Here is a 19,424-nt window from a genome sequence, read left to right as displayed (position 1 = left end):
CTGCTGACGGAAAAAATCTATTCTGCTGGCAGCTTATATTAACAGCTTCACTACTATAGGTTTTGGTAGTTATTGATGCCGGGTGGTAAGACTAATTGAGCTGCAACTTCCGCTGCCTTGTCTTTTCCTTTCAGTAGTTCAATCAGCTTCAGGGCGAAGTCAAAAGCAGTTGCAGGTCCCTGGCTAGTGAGCAAATTAACCCTCTCATCAAAATAAACCCGACGATCGATCCACTTTTCCGGGGCTATTTTATCTTTCATGCTTGGGTAACCTGTCATATTTCCAATCGGGAAAAGCTGATGATATTCCAGTACAACGGCTGGAGATGCGCAGATTGCCGCAATGATTTTACCCTGACTTTGAGCTGTGCGGATTTTCTCTACAACCAATGGACTATCGCGAAAACATTCTGCCCCTTTTATCCCTCCCGGCAGAATAACAGCATCAAAATCTTCATCAACAACATCGACTAAGGGTGCATCTGCAACAATTTTAACGCCACGTGAGCAGGTTAATGTCAAAGCTCCATCGGTCGCTGCACTGGCGATGGTGACATTGATCCCGGCTCTGACCAACAAATCAATAGTTGTGACAGCTTCTATTTCTTCACTACCGTGTGCGAGGCAAATGAGAGCTGAAGCGTTCATATTTCTCCTCCTTGCGTTTGATAAGATGATAAATATGGAGGTTTTCTGTAAGTACCAGCCCATGTACACGGGCCCGGTATAGTAAAAATCCGGTAATATAGTCTATTTCTGTAGGCCGTTGTGCCCGAATATCTTGCCGCATAGATGAAGAGTTTTCAGATGTTCGCTCAATAACATCCATCACGTAATTGATCAGTGCAGATTTGGTGATCTGAAGGCCCTCTTTTTGCATTACCTGATAGATCTCATCACATAATGAATGGATATTTGTGATGTGATGCGATAATTCGCCATTCTTACAATCATAAATTACGGTAAGTGGATTGATAACGCAATTGACGGCAAGTTTTAGCCAGCTAATGGTATAGATATCATTGTGCCATTTTACGTCTGGTAAGGCGTCATGCAAAATTTTTGCTAAGAAACTGAATTTATCAGTATCAGACAACGTAGAACCAATATGGGTTATACCTTGTGATTTGTGATAAACAATACCATTTTCCTGATATGCTCCATGAGTTGTCACTCCCGATAAGATGGGATTGGGCAGAGATAAAAGTTCATCTTGTGTTCCCATTCCATTATGCAGTAATAGGATCGGACAATGAGGAGAAAGTTTGGAGGCAAGGTTATTGATAGCATCAGAAACTTGCCAGGCTTTTAGGCAAACAAGTAACAATTCGCTTTCGAAAAGATGTTTTTCATCATTGGCTGGAAGTTGCTGGTCAAATACCTTACCTTGAAAGTTATCAATATGAACATTGACAAAAGGTTGGGGTGCTTTTAACCATGCCTGAATTTGGTGATGCTGTTGGGATAAGGCAGCAAGCCATAGTTTACCCATCGCACCGCAGCCAAGAACAGTGATTTTCATTGTTCTTCCTTGAGAAATGCTTTCATCGGGAACCTCAAAATTATGCTGATCTGAATTCCAAGCGCGCTAAGATAATGTAAATTCCAAAAGATCACTTAGTGCGGGGAGTATAGATCTTTTGCCAATAATGGAAAGCGGTTATCATGCCAGATTATTGATTAGCTGGAGGTGACTGATAATGCCATCATTTGATATTGTTTCAGAAGTTGATATGCAGGAAGTGCGTAATGCGGTAGAGAATGCACAGAGGGAATTAACCAATCGTTGGGATTTTCGCAATGTCAATGCGAGTTTTGAACTAAACGAAAAGAACGAATCGGTCAAGATTGCGAGTGAGTCTGATTTTCAGGTTAACCAACTGGTCGATATTCTGCGTGAAAAATTTGCTAAGCGAGGAATTGACGGCTCTGTATTGAATATTCCTGAGAATATGGTGCATAGCGGTAAAACCTACAGTGTAGAGGCAACCCTGTTGCAAGGTATTGATACACCATTAGCGAAGAAAATTGTCAAGCTGATTAAAGACAGCAAGCTGAAAGTTCAGGCACAAATTCAGGGTGAGCAAGTACGAGTTACCGGTAAAGCTCGTGATGATCTGCAAGGTGTTATTGCATTAGTTCGTGGCGCAGAGTTGGGACAGCCTTTCCAATTCACCAACTTCCGTGACTAACTATTTTCCGTGACTGACTGCTGATATCAGCAGATTTACTTTTTTCTCTGATCAAAATATTTAAGGGAAGCTGAGTAATTTTAATTAATTATTACAAGTGCTTCCCTAATAAATTCATTATCTATAGGACCCTATTATCTCAGAATTTATTGAGTATGAGAAAACACAAGCTGTTCTAGTTGCTCACGATTAGTTTGTTTAGTATCGACTTTGATATAGGCACTCAGCTCGTCCGGTACAATAATGACATCTTTCACACCCGCTTGAGACAATATTTTCTTTTCCAGAATTTCAGGCGCATTTAATTGAGCTGGCAAGATGAGCCTGATGCTGCTGACATAAGGTGGTTGACGTAATGTGAGGCTGAGAAGAAACCAGAATATGGTGAGAATAATACTGCCCATAAATACTAATGATGCGCCTTGCAGCTCATATAGCATTCCACCGATACTGCCTCCCAGAGCGACACCCAGGAACTGGCTGGTGGAGTAAACGCCCATTGCTGTACCTTTGTAACCTGCCGGGGCTTCTTTGCTGATCAATGAAGGCAAAATCGCTTCCATAATATTAAAAGCAAGAAAGAAAATCTGAATACCTGCAAATATTCCCCAAAGATGTGATCCTAAAGACCACAAAACAAATTCAGCAATAAACAACATGCCGATACAAAGCAAGAAAACTTGCTTCATGCGGCGCTTTTTCTCCGCATAAATAATGAATGGTAAGACGGCAATAAAAGAAATAAGCGTAGTAATTAAATACACTTTCCAGTGTTGTTGAGGAGGAAAACCTGCTTTTTCCATGATCAGAGGCAGAACAACGAAGCTGGACATCAATAAGGTATGCAGACAGAGAATACCAAAATTGAGTTTGAGTAATTGAGGATCAGAAAGTACACGCCGGAAACTGCCCCGGACAATGCCAGATTCACGATTTAATAAATGATGATGTGTTGATGGGACAGCAAATAGCGTTATTAAGATACCGCAACTGGCAAGAATGGTGATCGTACCAAATAAACCATTTAATCCGATGTGATGGGTGATCACAGGGCCGATAACAATAGCAAAAGCAAATGTGATGCCAAAACTGATACCAATAAATGCCATTGCTTTTGTACGATTTTGTTCGCGGGTAAGATCTGATAATAATGCCATGATTGCAGCAGAGATTGCCCCTGCACCTTGCAAAGCTCTTCCGGCGATAATTCCCCAAATAGAGTCGCTAAAGGTGGCAATGATACTACCTAATACAAAAATGAGTAGTCCACCTATTATCAAAGGCTTTCGACCAAATTTATCTGAAAGTAACCCGAATGGAATTTGAAATATTGCCTGTGTTAAGCCGTAGATACCGATCGCAATTCCTATCAGGGCTTCGGTGGCATCCTGTAACGCTAAACCGTAGGTCGTCAGGACAGGTAAAACCATGAACATGCCTAACATGCGTAGAGAAAAAACGGAACCTAAGCCCCATGTTGCCCGGAGTTCAAGGGGAGTCATTTGATTATCGTTCATGGATACCTGATACCTCAAAAAATTCGATATAGCATTTAGCTTAGAAAGGAATGAATTGATACAAGATGCTCATTTCATACAGATTACTAACGAATTGGTTACTAAATCATGTTTATCAAGAGTGACCTAAGCGAAGTAATTTATTAATGTTTGTAAGAGATAAAGAAAGGAAAAATGACAAGGGAAACAAACCCTTGCCATTTTGATATTATCGGACGTAAGTCAGCATTATTTCTGGAGATGCTGAAGAATCTACAGACATCATGACGCTTAATGACATGATAGCAACAATAGAAAATACAAATAACTTACGAGCCCAGATATGGTCATTAGTGGTTTTATAACCGGATAACGCCATACCTAGCCACCAAATACTTACTGCAGCAGCGACAATCAGGTACTTGTAACCTGCATAGCCACTGATTGCCAACATCAGCGTGGCAACCATAAATGCCAGAATATAGAGGGTAATATGGTTTTTGGCCACAGAGATACCCTTAATTACAGGCAATACTGGAATATTGGCAGCCTGATAATCTTTGAACCGAAAAATAGCAATGGCGTAAGAGTGAGGCATCTGCCATAAACTGAAAATCAACAACAGAATAAGTGCCCCTGTGTCAAATTGACCGGTTACTGCACAATAACCAATGACAGGGGGCGCAGCGCCTGACAAGCTGCCAACCAGCGTGCCGTAAATAGACTTTCTTTTCATATAGAGGCTATAGACCCCTACATAAACGACAAACCCGATGAGAGCTAACTGCATTGCTAAGGCATTAGCTGCCACATAGAGCAGCACAATGCCAGCAATACCTAACACTGAGGCGTAAATCAGGCTGATTTTCGGATCGATAAGCCCTTTCACAAGGACCCTTTCTTTTGTTCTTTCCATGATTCTGTCGATATCGCGGTCGATATAGTTGTTGAATACACAACCTGATGCTACCACCAGCGATACCCCGACCATTGTTGCAAAGAACAAGGGGTAATCTATTACGCCCTTGGAAGCGAGTAGAAAACCACCAATCGCAGAAATTAGATTTCCGAAAATAATTCCTGGTTTGGTCACTTGCAGGTATTGCTTAATCATTTAAATCAACCCTTAATCAACCATCATATTGATATTCAGGTTGTACATAATCCACAGAGAGCCAACAACAACAATAGCGATGACCAGTATTGTGAATATTAAGGCAACGAGATTCCAACGCTCTTCAGACGATGTATTCATGTGCAGGAAGCAAATGAAATGAACAAAGATCTGAATAACAGCCATAACAACTACTGTTGTCAGGATTGTGCTGTGCGAAGCAGTGCCATCCATCACCATCCAGAATGGGATCACGGTCAAGATAACTGACAGAACAAAACCAATCATATAGGTTTTGAAACTACCGTGGCTGGCGCCGGAATGAGAAGTATTTGGATGACTCATTACATAGCTCCCATCAGATAAACGACAGTAAATACACAGATCCATACTACGTCAAGGAAGTGCCAGAACAGGCTCAGGCAGTTCAGACGCATATGGTTCACGTCAGTCAAACCGCGGCGTGAAACCTGAATCATCAGAATGACGATCCAAATCAGACCAAAGGTTACGTGCAGACCGTGAGTCGCAACCAGTGCGAAGAAAGCCGACAAGAATGCACTGCGGTCAGGGCCATAACCTTCCATGATCAGTTTATGGAATTCATAAACTTCCATTGAGACGAAACCTAGGCCGAACAGGAACGTAACGAATAGCCACAAATTAACCTGGCCGACTTTGCCTTTGTTCATGCTCAGCATGGCGAAACCATAAGTGATACTACTGAACAACAGCAGGAAGGTTTCTACCAAGACAAATGGCAGTTCAAAAATCTGTTTACCTGTTGGGCCACCCGCAGTGCCATTAACTAATACTGCATAGGTAGCGAACAGACTTGCAAACAGAATCAAGTCGCTCATCAGGTAGATCCAGAAACCAAAGATTTTGTTGGCTCCTGTGTCGTGGTGCCCATGAGCGTCATGGGCGGCTGTATTGTTAAGGGTTTGAGTCGACATTATTTTACACCTGCCTTTCTCAGTTCTTCGTAACGCTGATTTTCAATTTTCTCGACTTCAGCCACTGGAACGTAGTAATCAACGTCTTCGTCAAAGCTTTTCACGATGCAACTGATGATAATGCCTGCGAAACTTGCAATAGCCATCCACCAGATATGCCATATCAACGCAAAGCCTAAGACCAGACAGAATGCACTAATGATCACGCCAGCACCTGTGTTTTTAGGCATATGAATTTCTTCATATTTAGCAGAGCGCTTATATCCAGTGCCCTTTTCTTTCATGTCCCACCATGCATCACGAGTCTGGATGTGTGGAACTTCTGCGAAGTTATAGAACGGCGGTGGAGATGAAGTTGACCATTCCAGAGTACGAGCGCCCCATGGGTCACCAGTCAGATCGCGGTTTTGTTCACGGTCACGAATACTCACGTAGAACTGGATAACCTGGCACAGAATACCAATTGCGATAAGGACAACACCACCTGCTGCAACAACCAGCAGAGAATGGAATTCTGGGTTGATATCCTGGCTCAGACGACGAGTCATTCCCATAAAGCCCAGAGCATACAGAGGCATAAAGGCAACAAAGAAACCTGTGATCCAGAACCAGAAGGCGCGGACACCCCATTTTTCATTCAGTGTGAAACCAAATGCTTTCGGGAACCAGTAAGTTGTACCCGCGAAGCAGCCGAATACAACACCACCAATGATAACGTTATGGAAGTGAGCAATCAGGAACAAACTATTATGCAGTACGAAGTTCGCACCAGGTACAGCCAGCAGAACACCGGTCATACCACCAATGGAGAAAGTGACCAAAAAGCCGACAGTCCACAGCATAGGTGTTTTGAACTCGATACGGCCACGGTACATGGTGAACAGCCAGTTGAAGATCTTAACCCCGGTTGGGATAGAGATAATCATTGTGGCGATACCAAAGAAGGCGTTAACATTCGCGCCGGAGCCCATGGTAAAGAAGTGGTGCAGCCATACAATGAACGACAGAATGGTAATAACGATTGTCGCCCACACCAACGAGGTATAACCGAACAGGCGTTTTTTCGAGAAGGTTGCAGTGACTTCAGAGAAGATACCAAAGACAGGCAGAACCAGAATGTAAACTTCAGGGTGGCCCCAAGCCCAGATCAGGTTGATGTACATCATCATGTTACCACCCATATCGTTGGTGAAGAAATGGGTGCCCAGATAACGATCTAGGGTTAACAGTGCAATAGTGACTGTCAGAATAGGGAACGCAGCAATGATAAGTACGTTGGTGCACAGTGAAGCCCAAGTGAAAACTGGCAATTTCATCATGGACATGCCTGGTGCACGCATGCGCAGGATGGTCACGAAGAAGTTTACACCAGTCAGCAATGTACCTACACCGGAGAGCTGAAGGCTCCATATCCAGTAATCAACGCCAACTCCAGGGTTATATTCCAGGCCGGACAGAGGCGGGTAGGCCAGCCAACCCGTTTGAGCGAATTCACCTACACCCAGAGAGAGGTTGATTAGAGCGACACCTACAACAAATAACCAGAAACTCAGAGAGTTCAGGAATGGGAATGCAACGTCACGTGCTCCGATTTGCAGAGGAACCACAATGTTCATCAGACCAACAACGAAAGGCATCGCCATGAAGAAGATCATGATAACGCCGTGAGCGGTAAAAATCTGATCATAATGGTGCGGGGGCAGGAAACCTGCTTCACCAGCGGAAGCCAGGGCTTGCTGTCCACGCATCATGATGGCATCAGCGAAACCGCGCAACATCATTACCATAGCAACAACAATGTACATGACCCCGATTTTTTTGTGGTCGACGCTTGTCAGCCATTCAGTCCAGAGCCATTTCCATTTACGGAAATAGGTTAGGGCACCAACAACTGCCAGTCCCCCAAGTAGTATCCCAATCAATGTCACCACAATAATGGGTTCATGTAATGGGATCGCATCAAGTGTTAATTTTCCCCACATGTCTTTATTCCTCAACACCTGCATGAGCCGGCTGACTCATATTCATATTATGACCTGCAGCTTTACCATGTTCTGTTTTTTCGTGACCGGATACACCAAACATACCGCTATGGCCCATATCACCCATAAATTTGGCGATCGTTTCTTGGAACAGATTTGGTTTCACGCTTGAGAAGTATTCAACTGGGTTGTTTTGGCTAGGTTTAGCTAACGCATTGAATGCTTGTACGGTATCCAGGGTTTTAGATGATGCTTTAACTTTCTGCACCCACTCTTCAAAACCTGCACGATCCTCAGTTGCTGTTGCAGTGAATTTCATGCCGGAGAAGCCATGTCCACTATAACTGGCCGAGAATCCGTCGTATTTACCTGCTGAGTTAGCAATTAAATGCAGTTTTGTCTGCATACCTGCCATTGCATAAATCTGACCACCTAACTGAGGGATGAAGAAAGAATTCATCACAGAGTCTGAGGTGATTTTGAAGTTAATTGGCACATCTTTAGGGAATACAATTTCATTTACAGTTGCAATACCCTGTTCTGGGTAGATGAATAGCCATTTCCAGTCGAGGGAAATAACTTCAATCGTTACCGGTTTCACATCACTGTCTAGTGGCTTATATGGATCGAGTTGATGAGTCGTTTTCCATGTAATCGTTGCCAAAGTGATGATAATCAAGATAGGCACAGTCCAGACGACAAGCTCAATTTTATTTGAGTGTGCCCAGTTTGGACGATAGGTAGCAGATTTATTGGCTTCCCGGTAACGTAAAGCAAAAACGATTGCCATTACGATAGCCGGGATAACAACGATCAGCATCAGGCCAAACGCTGTCAGTATCAGCGTTTTTTGCTCAACGCCGATCGCCCCTTTGGGATTCATCAATACCATATCACAACCACTTAGCATTAAAATGGCTGCGAGTAATGACGATAACCCAATAGTTTTTTTGTATTTCATAAGTCTCATTGAGCGACCCCAGATAACAAAAGCTTTATTGTCGTTTCATCAGTGCGGGCATTCTACGGTAAGGTTACCGGAGTGTAAACAATTGTAATAGAAGCAGGATGGCTTGTAGGCTTTTTATGCTAGAGGGATCACACGCAATATGAAATTTAACAAAAAGTTAACTTCGGGTCGTTATTGTATCTAAGAAATCAAAATAGGCAATATTTTTAAACTAACTCTCTATTTTTCAAAACGATTTTTTTGATGAAAATCACAGGTTAGTATTTTTGAACTGACTTCTTGTTGTAATGAAATGATCATTTTTGGTATTGATGAGCAGTTTGATACTGCTCATCAGTTAAACTAATTATTAGAAGTTATATTTTACACTGTAAACAATACCATCCTGAAGGAAATCTTCGCCTAGTTTATTATTGGCATAGCGATATTGGATACCGGTCGTAAAAGAAGAGTGTGGAGTCCACCATAATCCCAGTGCCCCGTTAACGCCATCACGGCCACCGTTGCCGTAACGTTTATTACGATTCAGTTCGATTTCATTCCAGTTTGTGACACTGAATTTTTGCTCCCAAAGATTGAAATCGTATCCTGCAACCCAGCCTACGACATAACCGTTATTTCCTGAGTAGAAAGTTTGGTCAACATAGTGCAGGGCAACAAAAGGTTTGAACCACAGACCTGCAAAGGTTGTGTTATAGCCCAATCCATAGAGTGTATTTACTTCATGGAAGTTGCCACCGTTAGCTTTTCCTGGTTGTGAGTAGGTTCCATAAACGTGCCCATAAAGGTTGAAACCTGTTTCTCCCAGATAAAAACGTCCTGTTGTTTTGAAAGCGTAACGTCGGTTATCACCAGGTTGTGCAGTTTTGCTGTTAAATGGGTTTTCTAAATCAAAGAAGCTATATAGCTCTCCCCAACTGAAACCCGCTCCACCTTCTAGTTCCAGATAAGCAAAGTCATCTTTGTGAGAAGTTTGCCCTGTTTTGTGTGTAGTATGTTTGCTCCAGTCAAGGTAGTTCATGCTGACATTGGCAAACCCCCACTGATATTCCGCGCTGGCTGAAGCAGAAACCAAGGCAGTAGCAACTGCGGTGAGTGTCAAAATATGTCTTTTCATAAATTCCCTTTATGTGGTTTTTTAGATATACAAAAAATATTTTGGATAGTCCGAAACAAAATGAATGCGAACGTGATGTTTATTAGTATAAATATTTCCCCGTAAAAAAAGATGTTTCTTGGGTCACATAATTTCAGTTTTTATTTTTTATTGTGATAATTATCACTAAATGGAACAACACAAAACTGAACTTTATCAGCCTTGTGTTGTAACAGGTAAAATTTTAAACAAGTTTACTTTTTTTCAATGCGACATAATCCAGGATACCTCCCAGCAGCAATCCTATGACGCCAATGACAACGCTCCATGACAGCATGGGGTATATAAAGTCACTTATTTCATTAAAAAGTTGGATATATTCCGGGGAAATAAAAAGTATCAAAGTGACGAAATGAGTGATTATAAACAATAGGCTGCTTAAAATTAACCAGGTAATAAAAATCAATGCGGCCAATGTCATGGTCATAAAGGCCAAGCGATAATAGCTACTAAATAACGTCCGCGGAATGAAACTATCGGTCTTTTGAGTATAGGCCAGCGTATTACGACATACCAACAAGAGAGCAAGACCCGGTAATCCAATCACAACAGAAAACAGATAAAATATTGACCAACCATGAGCCTCGGCAAACCAGCCTGCAATTGGGCCGACGTAAACTCGTCCCACAGCGGATAATGCAGAAAGAAGAGCAAATTGGGTTGCTGAAAATGATTTATTACAAAGTGTCATGAGTAAGGCAACAAATGCTGCTGTGCCCATACCGCCACAGATATTTTCCAGAAAAATAGCGCCACCCATGACATAAATATCCTTGGGAGTGACGGCAAGTATCCAATAACCGAAATTTGAAACGGTTTGAAGGAGACCAAAGATCATCAATGCACGGAACAGGCTCCACTTCTGCATCAAATAACCACCATACAGAGCCCCTATAATAGTGGCAGCCAGGCCAAGGGTTTTATTAATCATACCGACTTCGGCCGGATTAAACCCTACTCCGCGAATAAGAAAAGGGGTGCTGAGTGAAAGGGCAAAAGCATCAGCCAGCTTATACAGCACAATTAAGAGCAGAATAAGCCAGGCATTGTTTCGACTAAAAAAGTCAAATAAAGGCTCAAATACAGCCTGATGTAATGTTTTTGGTGGCGCTACGTCAATCTGAGGTTCTTTAGCAGTAAGAGTGGCATAAACGCCAATCAGCATCAGACCTGCCATGAGCCAGTACATGCTATTCCAGCCAATATAAGTTGTCATCCATAGAGCCAGACCACCGGAGACTAGCATTGCCAGCCGATATCCCAGTACAGAAATTGCCGCTCCGGTTCCCCGTTCTTCTTGTTGAAGTAAATCGGTTTTATAGGCGTCAAAAATGATATCTTGAGAAGCCGAGAAAAAGGCAACAGCAACAGACAAAGCAGCTAACCACCATAAATGTTGCGATGGGTCGAGAAACCCCATTGTCCCGATACTGACAATGAGTAAAAGCTGGGTAATGAGCATCCATCCGCGCCGACGTCCTAAGAACGAGGGGGAATAGCGATCCATAGTAGGTGCCCAGAGAAATTTAAAAACATAGGCTTGACCGACTAAAGTAAAAAAGCCGATAGTTTTGATATCAATGTCTTCGACAGTCATCCATGCCTGTAATGTTCCTGCGGTGAGGGCAAGGGGAAGACCAGAGGCAAAACCCAATAAAAGAAGAATACGGTAGTTGCGTATTGTAGATAAACTCAGTGTGTGATTCGTCATAAACCCTTCCAATACTTTCTGCCCAGAATCTATCAAAGGAAAGTTCAATAGGATCAGGCAGAAAGTCTATATCTTGTTACCTGTTATCGAACATTCTGTTTAATGAAGGTGCTGATTGACGAATCTTGAGCCATGTCTGCAATCACATCAGATAATACAATATTAACGGCATCAGCTATTTTGGCGTTAGTTGCGTTTAATGGACTCTGAGCATTATAGCTGGTGCGGTAGTTTTTGATTTGCTTGCTACCATCTTGAGCATAAACAACAATTGAGATTTCCGCTTTCGCTGAAATATCGTGGCGCAGGCTTCCTTCCTTTACTGTCGCATAAAGCTGATTCACTATGATTTGTAAATTGGCATTCGCCGGAGAACCAATCATATAACCACGAGCAACCATTTGTTTTTCCAAAGCTTCTTGCAGTAAAAAGCGTAAATCACGCGAAGGCAGCAGCGTAACTAATTTTGCATTGCGGTTAATTTGGGCCAGGGCTTGAGATTGCCGATGGTCGACCCCACTAATACTGATTGTGATCGCTTTCATTGTAGGATCTACCGATGGCAAGGTAATTTTAGGTTGAATAGCCAATGTATTGCTGGTGTCTGCACAGCCAGATAAATTGACTAGAAAGAGAAGTACAATAAATGGAGTCAATATTTTCTTTAGCATGTAAGTGTTCTCATTCAGAATACGGATACCCAATATAGTAATACAGGTAGTATGGACCGTTGCAATCATAGCATTGCTGTAAGTCACGGCATATCACTAATGCTTACTAATTGAAAGATATAGAGAAATGCTTAAAGGAAATTCTATAAAAGATATTTGGATGCCCTGATATTATAAATCACGGGAAATAAACTAGAATCAATATATGGTTGATTAATAACCTTTGGTGACTAAGGAGAATGAGATGGTTCGTCAGGAAATAGAAACAAAGTTACAGGCGGCATTTAAGCCTTCTCATCTGGAAGTGATCGATGAAAGTTATCGTCATAATGTACCAGCAGGTTCTGAAAGCCATTTTAAAATCATTGTGATCAGCAATGCGTTTGTTGAGCAGAGAATGCTCAACCGCCATCGCTCAGTATATAGTGTTTTGGCTAAGGAGATGGAAGAAGGAGTACATGCTTTAGCGCTTCATACTTATACAGAGAAAGAATGGGCTGGATTAGAAGATACCGTTTTAGCCTCACCTGCATGTCGGGGAGGAAGTACAACGACATCAACTTTATGAAGTTGTTCGGTATAACAATACTGTATGACAACGTAATCCTTAATTTTTTATTAATTTGGTTTTCAAGTTAGACTACAGCCTTCGGGCTGTATTTTTGTTTATATTCATACTGAATGGCCAATATCATGATGTAGCCATTGGGCAATGCATATCACATTAAGTCAACGAATAGTGCATGCTTTTGTCTGCAATTCTCGACTCATACTGTCTGCATCGCTATAATGCTGCGTCTAAATTTTTACAATAGTTTCGTTCGGGGCGCTTCTGAATCACAGGGATTCTCGGTTTTTAAATGCGACCGCCCCGGTTCTTGAAGAGTGATGTAATTTGCCTGTTTTAGACGTTGCACCATTCTGAAGTTGACCGAGCACTATGATTTTTTTGAGGTAACAAGATGCAAGTTTCTGTTGAAACAACTCAAGGCCTTGGGCGTCGTGTATCAATCACCGTTCCTGCTGCCGACATTGAAAAAGCAGTTAACAGTGAATTGGTTAATGTAGCGAAGAAAGTTCGTATTGACGGTTTCCGTAAAGGTAAAGTACCTATGAATATCGTCAAACAGCGTTATGGCGCTTCCGTTCTACAGGATGTTCTCGGTGATTTGATGCAGCGTAATTTCGTTAATGCAATCATTGAGAATAAAATTAATCCAGCTGGCGCACCAAGCTACAAACCAGAACAGTTTAAAAACGGTGAAGACTTCGTTTATGCAGTTGAATTCGAAGTTTATCCAGAAATTGAACTGAAAGGTTTGGAAGACATTGAAGTTGAAAAACCAGTTGTTGAAGTAAAAGATGCAGACGTTGACACAATGCTGGAAACTTTGCGCAAGCAGCAGTCTGACTGGAAAGAAACTGAAGCAGCAGCAGTTGCAGAAGATCGTGTAACTGTTGATTTCAACGGCTCTGTTGATGGCGAAGAGTTCGAAGGCGGTAAAGCAACTGATTTCGTTCTGGCAATGGGACAGGGGCGAATGATCCCAGGCTTTGAAGAGGGTATCGTTGGTCACAAAGCGGGCGAAGAATTTACAATCGATGTCACTTTCCCAGAAGACTATCATGCAGAAAACCTGAAAGGTAAAGCAGCGAAGTTTGCTATTAACCTGAAGAAAGTTGAACAGCGTGAACTGCCAGAACTGACTGAAGAATTTATTAAGCGTTTTGGTATTGCTGATGGTACTGTTGACGGCCTGCGTGCAGAAGTTCGCAAAAATATGGAACGCGAACTGAAAAATGCGGTACGTAACCGCATTAAAACTCAAGTTTTGGATGGTCTGGTTAAGACTAACGAAATTGAAGTTCCGGCAGCGGTTGTTGATGGTGAAATCGATGTACTGCGTCGTCAAGCAGCTCAGCGTTTCGGTGGTTCTGAAAAACAAGCTTTGGAACTGCCTCGTGAGTTGTTTGAAGAGCAGGCAAAACGCCGTGTTGTTGTTGGCTTACTGTTAGGCGAAGTTATCAGCAGCAATGAGCTGAAAGTTGATGATGAGCGTGTTAATGCACTGATCGAAGAAATGGCTTCTGCTTACGAAGATCCGAAAGAAGTTGTTGAATACTACAGCAAAAATCAAGAAATGATGAACAATATCCGCAACATTGCTCTGGAAGAGCAAGCGGTTGAATTGGTTCTGAGCAAAGCAAAAGTTTCTGAAAAAGAAACTGGCTTCAATGATCTGATGAATCAGAACCAATTGGCATAAGTTTCATTTATTGATTACCTGAGATGATGAATTTTTCTCTCAGTGATGTAAACCCGCAAGCTTGGCCTGCGGGTTTTTTATTGTTCTTGAAAAAAACAGATTTAACCTCATATCCTTTCTTACTATTATGTAAAGGCTTACTACTTTTTATAGAGGGATAGTCCTCTGTTAGTTAACTTTGGATCATGGTCATCATCGCTTATCTCACGTAGAATCGGTTATAAATGGCACCAGCGTGAGTTCTATTAGGAGACGAAAATGTCATACAGTGGCAAGCAAAATCAATATGCACCTAACATGTCTTTGGTGCCGATGGTGGTTGAACAAACAGCACGTGGAGAGCGTGCGTTCGATATTTATTCCCGCTTATTAAAAGATCGAATTATTTTTCTGACTGGCCCAGTTGAAGATCATATGGCGAACTTAATTGTCGCTCAAATGCTATTCCTGGAAGCAGAAAACCCAGAAAAAGATATTCACTTATATATCAACTCACCGGGTGGGGTTATCACTGCGGGTATGTCTATTTATGACACGATGCAATTTATTAAACCAGATGTGAGTACTATTTGTATGGGGCAAGCCTGCTCAATGGGGTCCTTCCTGCTAACAGCCGGCGCAGAAGGAAAGCGTTTTTGTTTGCCAAATTCCAGAGTTATGATCCACCAACCTCTGGGCGGATTCCAGGGACAGGCGACAGATATTGAAATCCATGCGCAGGAAATACTCAAAGTTAAAGCTCGTATGAATGAATTGATGGCAAAACATACGGGACAGCCACTTGAGAAGATCGTCGAAGACACAGAACGTGACCGTTTCTTGTCAGCCTCGGAAGCCGTAGAATACGGATTGGTTGATAGTGTATTTACCCATCGAAACTAATTTATTGATAATTAATTTATTACTCCAACACTATAATTTTAAGGTGACTTTTTGTGCTAACACCTAATTCGGCGGAGTAATGACAGCGTTTTTTCTGTTATGCCAGAGAGACTGGGATAACAGCTCATAAAGTGAGGTTGACTGATGACAGATAAGCGCAAAGACGGTTCAGGAAAGCTGCTGTATTGCTCTTTCTGCGGGAAAAGCCAACATGAAGTTCGGAAATTAATAGCTGGCCCGTCAGTGTATATCTGCGATGAATGTGTCGATTTATGTAATGATATCATTCGCGAAGAAATTAAAGAGCTAGTACCACATCGTGAGCGTAGTACATTACCTACTCCTCATGAAATTCGTCAACATTTGGATGATTATGTCATCGGTCAGGAAATGGCGAAAAAAGTGCTGGCAGTGGCTGTTTATAACCATTACAAGCGGCTACGTAATGGAGACACTAATAGCGGTGTGGAGTTAGGTAAAAGTAATATTCTGCTAATTGGTCCAACAGGCAGTGGTAAGACTTTGCTAGCAGAAACCCTTGCCCGTTATTTAGATGTGCCTTTTACTATGGCCGATGCAACGACTTTGACTGAAGCGGGCTATGTTGGGGAAGACGTAGAAAATATTATCCAAAAACTTTTACAAAAATGTGACTACGATGTACAGAAAGCACAGCGTGGTATCGTTTATATTGATGAAATAGATAAAATTTCTCGTAAGTCTGATAACCCTTCAATAACTCGTGACGTATCGGGTGAAGGTGTTCAACAAGCACTTTTGAAACTGATTGAAGGTACAGTGGCTGCTGTTCCCCCTCAAGGTGGTCGTAAACATCCACAGCAGGAATTCCTTCAGGTTGATACGTCTAAGATTTTGTTTATCTGTGGTGGAGCGTTTGCCGGTTTAGGCAACGTTGTCAGCCAGCGTTTGAATGTCAGTTCTGGAATTGGTTTTAGTGCTACAGTTAAAGGCGAATCAGAGAAGGCGACAGAAGGTGAATTGCTTGCTCAGGTTGAACCGGAAGATTTGATCAAATTTGGACTTATTCCTGAATTCATTGGCCGTCTGCCTGTTGTGGCAACGTTGGGTGAACTCAATGAAGAAGCGTTGCTCCAAATCTTGCAAGAGCCCAAAAACGCTTTAACAAAACAGTATCAGGCTTTGTTCAATCTGGAAGGTGTTGAGCTGGAGTTCAGAAAAGAAGCGCTGACAGCGATTGCGAAAAAAGCAATGGCGCGTAAAACAGGTGCACGTGGACTTCGTTCAATTGTGGAAGGTGTTTTGCTGGATACAATGTACGATCTTCCATCAATGGAACATGTAGAAAAAGTTGTCGTTGATGAGAGCGTTGTTGAAGATAAATCCGCACCATTATTGATATATAGCAAGCCGGATGCTCAAGTTTCTGGTGAGTGACGAAAATGGGGTAGGAAGCACCTGCTATCAATACGCATTAGAAAAAATAAAATGAGGGAGAATCCCTCATTTTGCTTTTTGCAGACATAGCCTATTGAATGTCAGTTTCCTGTCCCCATATATTTTATATTCTTTGAAGTGAAACTCGTGAAAACCGTGTTTCACGAGATTCCTAAAAACTGGCGAAAGCTAAACGAAGAGAGAGCTCTATGAACCCTGAGCGTTCCGAACGCATAGAAATCCCTGTATTGCCTTTGCGCGATGTAGTGGTTTACCCACATATGGTGATCCCTCTGTTTGTTGGGCGAGAAAAGTCGATTCATTGTCTGGAAGCAGCAATGGATCATGACAAACAGGTCATGTTGGTAGCGCAGAAAGAAGCATCCACTGATGAACCGGGAGTCAATGATCTGTTCTCCGTAGGTACAGTAGCTTCTGTTTTACAGATGTTGAAATTACCAGACGGTACAGTGAAAGTTTTGGTTGAAGGCTTGCAGCGTGCTCGTATTACAACATTAACAGATAATGGAGAGTACTTTTATGCGCAGGTTGAATATCTGGATTCCCCGATTGTTGATGAGCGTGAGCAAGAAGTTCTGGTAAGAACCGCTATTAATCAGTTTGAAGGTTATATCAAACTGAATAAAAAAATCCCGCCGGAAGTGCTGACATCATTGCACAGCATTGAAGATGCAGCAAAATTGGCAGATACCATTGCTGCCCATATGCCATTGAAAATCAATGACAAACAGACTGTTTTAGAGATGTCTGATGTTGTTGAACGCATTGAATATCTGATTGCTATGATGGAATCAGAAATCGATCTGCTACAGGTAGAAAAGCGTATTCGTAATCGCGTCAAAAAACAGATGGAAAAAAGTCAGCGCGAATACTACCTGAATGAGCAAATGAAAGCGATTCAGAAAGAATTGGGTGAGATGGATGATGCACCTGATGAATATGAAACTCTGAAACGTAAGATCGAAGACGCCAAAATGCCAAAAGAGGCGCGGGAAAAAGCGGAAGCTGAACTGCAAAAATTAAAAATGATGTCCCCAATGTCGGCAGAAGCAACAGTTGTTCGCAGCTACATTGATTGGATAGTGCAGGTTCCCTGGAACGCACGCAGCAAAGTGAAAAAAGATTTGGTAAAGGCGCAGGAAATCCTTGATATAGACCATTATGGTTTAGAGCGAGTGAAAGAACGTATCCTTGAATATCTTGCAGTGCAAAGCCGGGTCAGTAAAATCAAAGGTCCAATTCTTTGTCTGGTTGGGCCGCCAGGTGTGGGTAAAACCTCACTGGGTCGCTCCATTGCTCGAGCAACAGGGCGTAAGTATATTCGTATGGCTCTGGGTGGTGTACGTGATGAAGCTGAAATACGTGGGCATCGTCGTACCTATATCGGTTCAATGCCGGGTAAATTAATTCAAAAAATGTCCAAAGTAGGCGTTAAAAACCCACTGTTCTTGTTGGATGAAATTGACAAAATGTCATCTGACATGCGTGGTGACCCTGCTGCTGCTTTGCTGGAGGTACTTGATCCTGAACAAAACGTGACATTTAACGATCACTACCTTGAAGTGGACTATGATTTGTCCGATGTTATGTTTGTGGCGACATCCAACTCCATGAATATTTCGGCACCTTTGTTAGATCGTATGGAAGTGATCCGTTTATCAGGTTATACCGAAGACGAGAAGCTAAATATTGCCAAGCGTCACTTATTGCCGAAACAGATCGAACGCAATGCCTTGAAAAAAGGTGAATTGATTATTGATGATGGGGCGATTATTAGCATAATCCGTTATTACACCCGTGAAGCTGGCGTGCGTAGTTTGGAACGTGAAATTTCCAAGCTGTGTCGTAAGGCGGTCAAGGCTCTGTTGATGGATAAGCAGCTTAAGCATATTGAAATCAATGCAGATAATCTGAAAGATTATCTGGGCGTTCAAAAAGTGGATTATGGTCGTGCAGATACCGAAAACCGTGTTGGTCAAGTTACAGGGCTTGCATGGACAGAAGTCGGTGGTGATTTGTTGACAATTGAAACAGCCAGTGTACCGGGTAAAGGGAAATTAACTTATACCGGTTCGTTGGGTGAAGTGATGCAAGAATCTATTCAGGCCGCATTGACTGTAGTTCGGGCTCGTGCAGATAAGTTGGGTATCAGTTCTGATTTCCACGAAAAACGCGATATTCATGTTCATGTCCCAGAAGGTGCAACACCGAAAGATGGCCCAAGTGCAGGTATTGCAATGTGTACAGCACTGGTTTCTTGTCTGACAGGTAATCCGGTTCGTGCTGATGTAGCGATGACAGGTGAGATTACTCTGCGTGGTCTTCTCTTGCCTATCGGTGGTTTAAAAGAAAAACTGCTGGCAGCTCATCGTGGAGGAACTAAAACGGTCATTATTCCTTACGAAAATAAACGAGATCTGGAAGAGATCCCTCAAAACATAATTCAGGATTTGGAAATTCATCCGGTTAAGCGTATAGAAGACGTTTTAACTATTGCTTTACAAGATCCTGCGTTTGGTGCTGAGGTTGTCTCACTAAAGTAGTACAAAAATAGTGAGCTAACTCAAGACTCTTTATAAAAATTAGGTTGG

17 protein-coding genes are annotated in these 19,424 nt (G+C 42.3%); 6 read left to right on the top strand and 11 right to left on the bottom strand.

From position 1 onward, the window contains the following. Positions 1–53 precede the first annotated feature (53 nt). The gene (gene yajL / locus ABLA85_RS04680; RefSeq protein ID WP_367961792.1) at positions 54–647 is read right to left on the bottom strand and encodes a protein deglycase YajL; all 594 of its coding nucleotides are present in this window, start codon (positions 645–647) and stop codon (positions 54–56) included. Next, on the bottom strand, positions 610–1,521 hold the full coding sequence (gene panE / locus ABLA85_RS04675; protein WP_367961790.1) for a 2-dehydropantoate 2-reductase: 912 nt from the start codon (positions 1,519–1,521) through the stop codon (positions 610–612). Before panE ends, yajL begins: the two co-directional genes overlap by 38 nt. 178 nt (positions 1,522–1,699) lie before the next feature. Here panE and ABLA85_RS04670 point away from each other — a divergent pair, with 178 nt between their 5' ends. Further along, positions 1,700–2,191, top strand: coding sequence for a YajQ family cyclic di-GMP-binding protein (locus ABLA85_RS04670; protein ID WP_047680544.1), 492 nt, complete (start codon positions 1,700–1,702; stop codon positions 2,189–2,191). A gap of 146 nt (positions 2,192–2,337) precedes the next feature. Here ABLA85_RS04670 and ABLA85_RS04665 read toward each other — a convergent pair whose 3' ends face one another. From ABLA85_RS04665 to ABLA85_RS04625, 9 genes are all read right to left on the bottom strand, one after another. Then, the gene (locus ABLA85_RS04665) at positions 2,338–3,708 is read right to left on the bottom strand and encodes an MFS transporter (protein ID WP_367961788.1); all 1,371 of its coding nucleotides are present in this window, start codon (positions 3,706–3,708) and stop codon (positions 2,338–2,340) included. A gap of 208 nt (positions 3,709–3,916) precedes the next feature. Next, positions 3,917–4,801, bottom strand: coding sequence for a heme o synthase (gene cyoE / locus ABLA85_RS04660; RefSeq protein ID WP_340619718.1), 885 nt, complete (start codon positions 4,799–4,801; stop codon positions 3,917–3,919). 12 nt (positions 4,802–4,813) lie between these two features. Continuing rightward, complete coding sequence (locus ABLA85_RS04655; protein ID WP_038262173.1) at positions 4,814–5,146, bottom strand: cytochrome o ubiquinol oxidase subunit IV; 333 nt, start codon at positions 5,144–5,146, stop codon at positions 4,814–4,816. Further along, positions 5,146–5,757, bottom strand: coding sequence for a cytochrome o ubiquinol oxidase subunit III (locus tag ABLA85_RS04650; protein WP_367961786.1), 612 nt, complete (start codon positions 5,755–5,757; stop codon positions 5,146–5,148). Before ABLA85_RS04650 ends, ABLA85_RS04655 begins: the two co-directional genes overlap by 1 nt. Beyond that, positions 5,757–7,739: a cytochrome o ubiquinol oxidase subunit I gene (cyoB, locus tag ABLA85_RS04645; protein ID WP_367961784.1), complete on the bottom strand. Its 1,983-nt coding sequence runs from the start codon at positions 7,737–7,739 to the stop codon at positions 5,757–5,759. The genes ABLA85_RS04650 and cyoB overlap by 1 nt, the downstream gene beginning before the upstream one ends. Positions 7,740–7,743: 4 nt before the next feature. Continuing rightward, positions 7,744–8,709 (bottom strand): cytochrome o ubiquinol oxidase subunit II, encoded by a 966-nt coding sequence (gene cyoA / locus ABLA85_RS04640; protein WP_367961782.1) that lies wholly within the window; start codon positions 8,707–8,709, stop codon positions 7,744–7,746. 349 nt (positions 8,710–9,058) lie between these two features. Beyond that, positions 9,059–9,826 (bottom strand): outer membrane protein OmpK, encoded by a 768-nt coding sequence (locus ABLA85_RS04635; RefSeq protein WP_367961781.1) that lies wholly within the window; start codon positions 9,824–9,826, stop codon positions 9,059–9,061. A 223-nt stretch (positions 9,827–10,049) separates the two neighbouring features. After that, a complete protein-coding gene (gene ampG / locus ABLA85_RS04630; RefSeq protein ID WP_367961779.1) occupies positions 10,050–11,576 on the bottom strand; it encodes a muropeptide MFS transporter AmpG in 1,527 nt (508 codons plus the stop codon). Positions 11,577–11,659: 83 nt separating this feature from the next. Next, positions 11,660–12,247 carry a lipoprotein gene (locus ABLA85_RS04625; protein ID WP_367961897.1) on the bottom strand — a complete coding sequence of 196 codons (588 nt, stop codon included), beginning with the start codon at positions 12,245–12,247 and terminating at the stop codon, positions 11,660–11,662. A 244-nt stretch (positions 12,248–12,491) separates the two neighbouring features. Between ABLA85_RS04625 and bolA the strand changes: the two genes are divergently transcribed. The 5 genes from bolA to lon all read left to right on the top strand — a co-directional run bounded on the left by bolA (position 12,492) and on the right by lon (position 19,376). Then, positions 12,492–12,815 carry a transcriptional regulator BolA gene (gene bolA, locus ABLA85_RS04620; RefSeq protein WP_367961777.1) on the top strand — a complete coding sequence of 108 codons (324 nt, stop codon included), beginning with the start codon at positions 12,492–12,494 and terminating at the stop codon, positions 12,813–12,815. 394 nt (positions 12,816–13,209) lie between these two features. Continuing rightward, the gene (gene tig / locus ABLA85_RS04615) at positions 13,210–14,514 is read left to right on the top strand and encodes a trigger factor (RefSeq protein WP_367961775.1); all 1,305 of its coding nucleotides are present in this window, start codon (positions 13,210–13,212) and stop codon (positions 14,512–14,514) included. A gap of 258 nt (positions 14,515–14,772) precedes the next feature. After that, on the top strand, positions 14,773–15,396 hold the full coding sequence (clpP, locus tag ABLA85_RS04610) for an ATP-dependent Clp endopeptidase proteolytic subunit ClpP (protein WP_367961773.1): 624 nt from the start codon (positions 14,773–14,775) through the stop codon (positions 15,394–15,396). A gap of 144 nt (positions 15,397–15,540) precedes the next feature. Further along, the gene (clpX, locus tag ABLA85_RS04605; protein ID WP_367961772.1) at positions 15,541–16,812 is read left to right on the top strand and encodes an ATP-dependent protease ATP-binding subunit ClpX; all 1,272 of its coding nucleotides are present in this window, start codon (positions 15,541–15,543) and stop codon (positions 16,810–16,812) included. Positions 16,813–17,021: 209 nt separating this feature from the next. Further along, the gene (gene lon, locus ABLA85_RS04600; protein WP_367961770.1) at positions 17,022–19,376 is read left to right on the top strand and encodes an endopeptidase La; all 2,355 of its coding nucleotides are present in this window, start codon (positions 17,022–17,024) and stop codon (positions 19,374–19,376) included. Positions 19,377–19,424: the final 48 nt, after the last annotated feature.

Source organism: Xenorhabdus sp. SGI246 (genome assembly GCF_040838225.1).
In the GTDB taxonomy this organism is placed as follows: Bacteria; Pseudomonadota; Gammaproteobacteria; order Enterobacterales; family Enterobacteriaceae; genus Xenorhabdus; species Xenorhabdus indica.
Note: the sequence above shows the minus strand (reverse complement) of the source record. Positions and strands in the feature narration are given on the sequence as shown.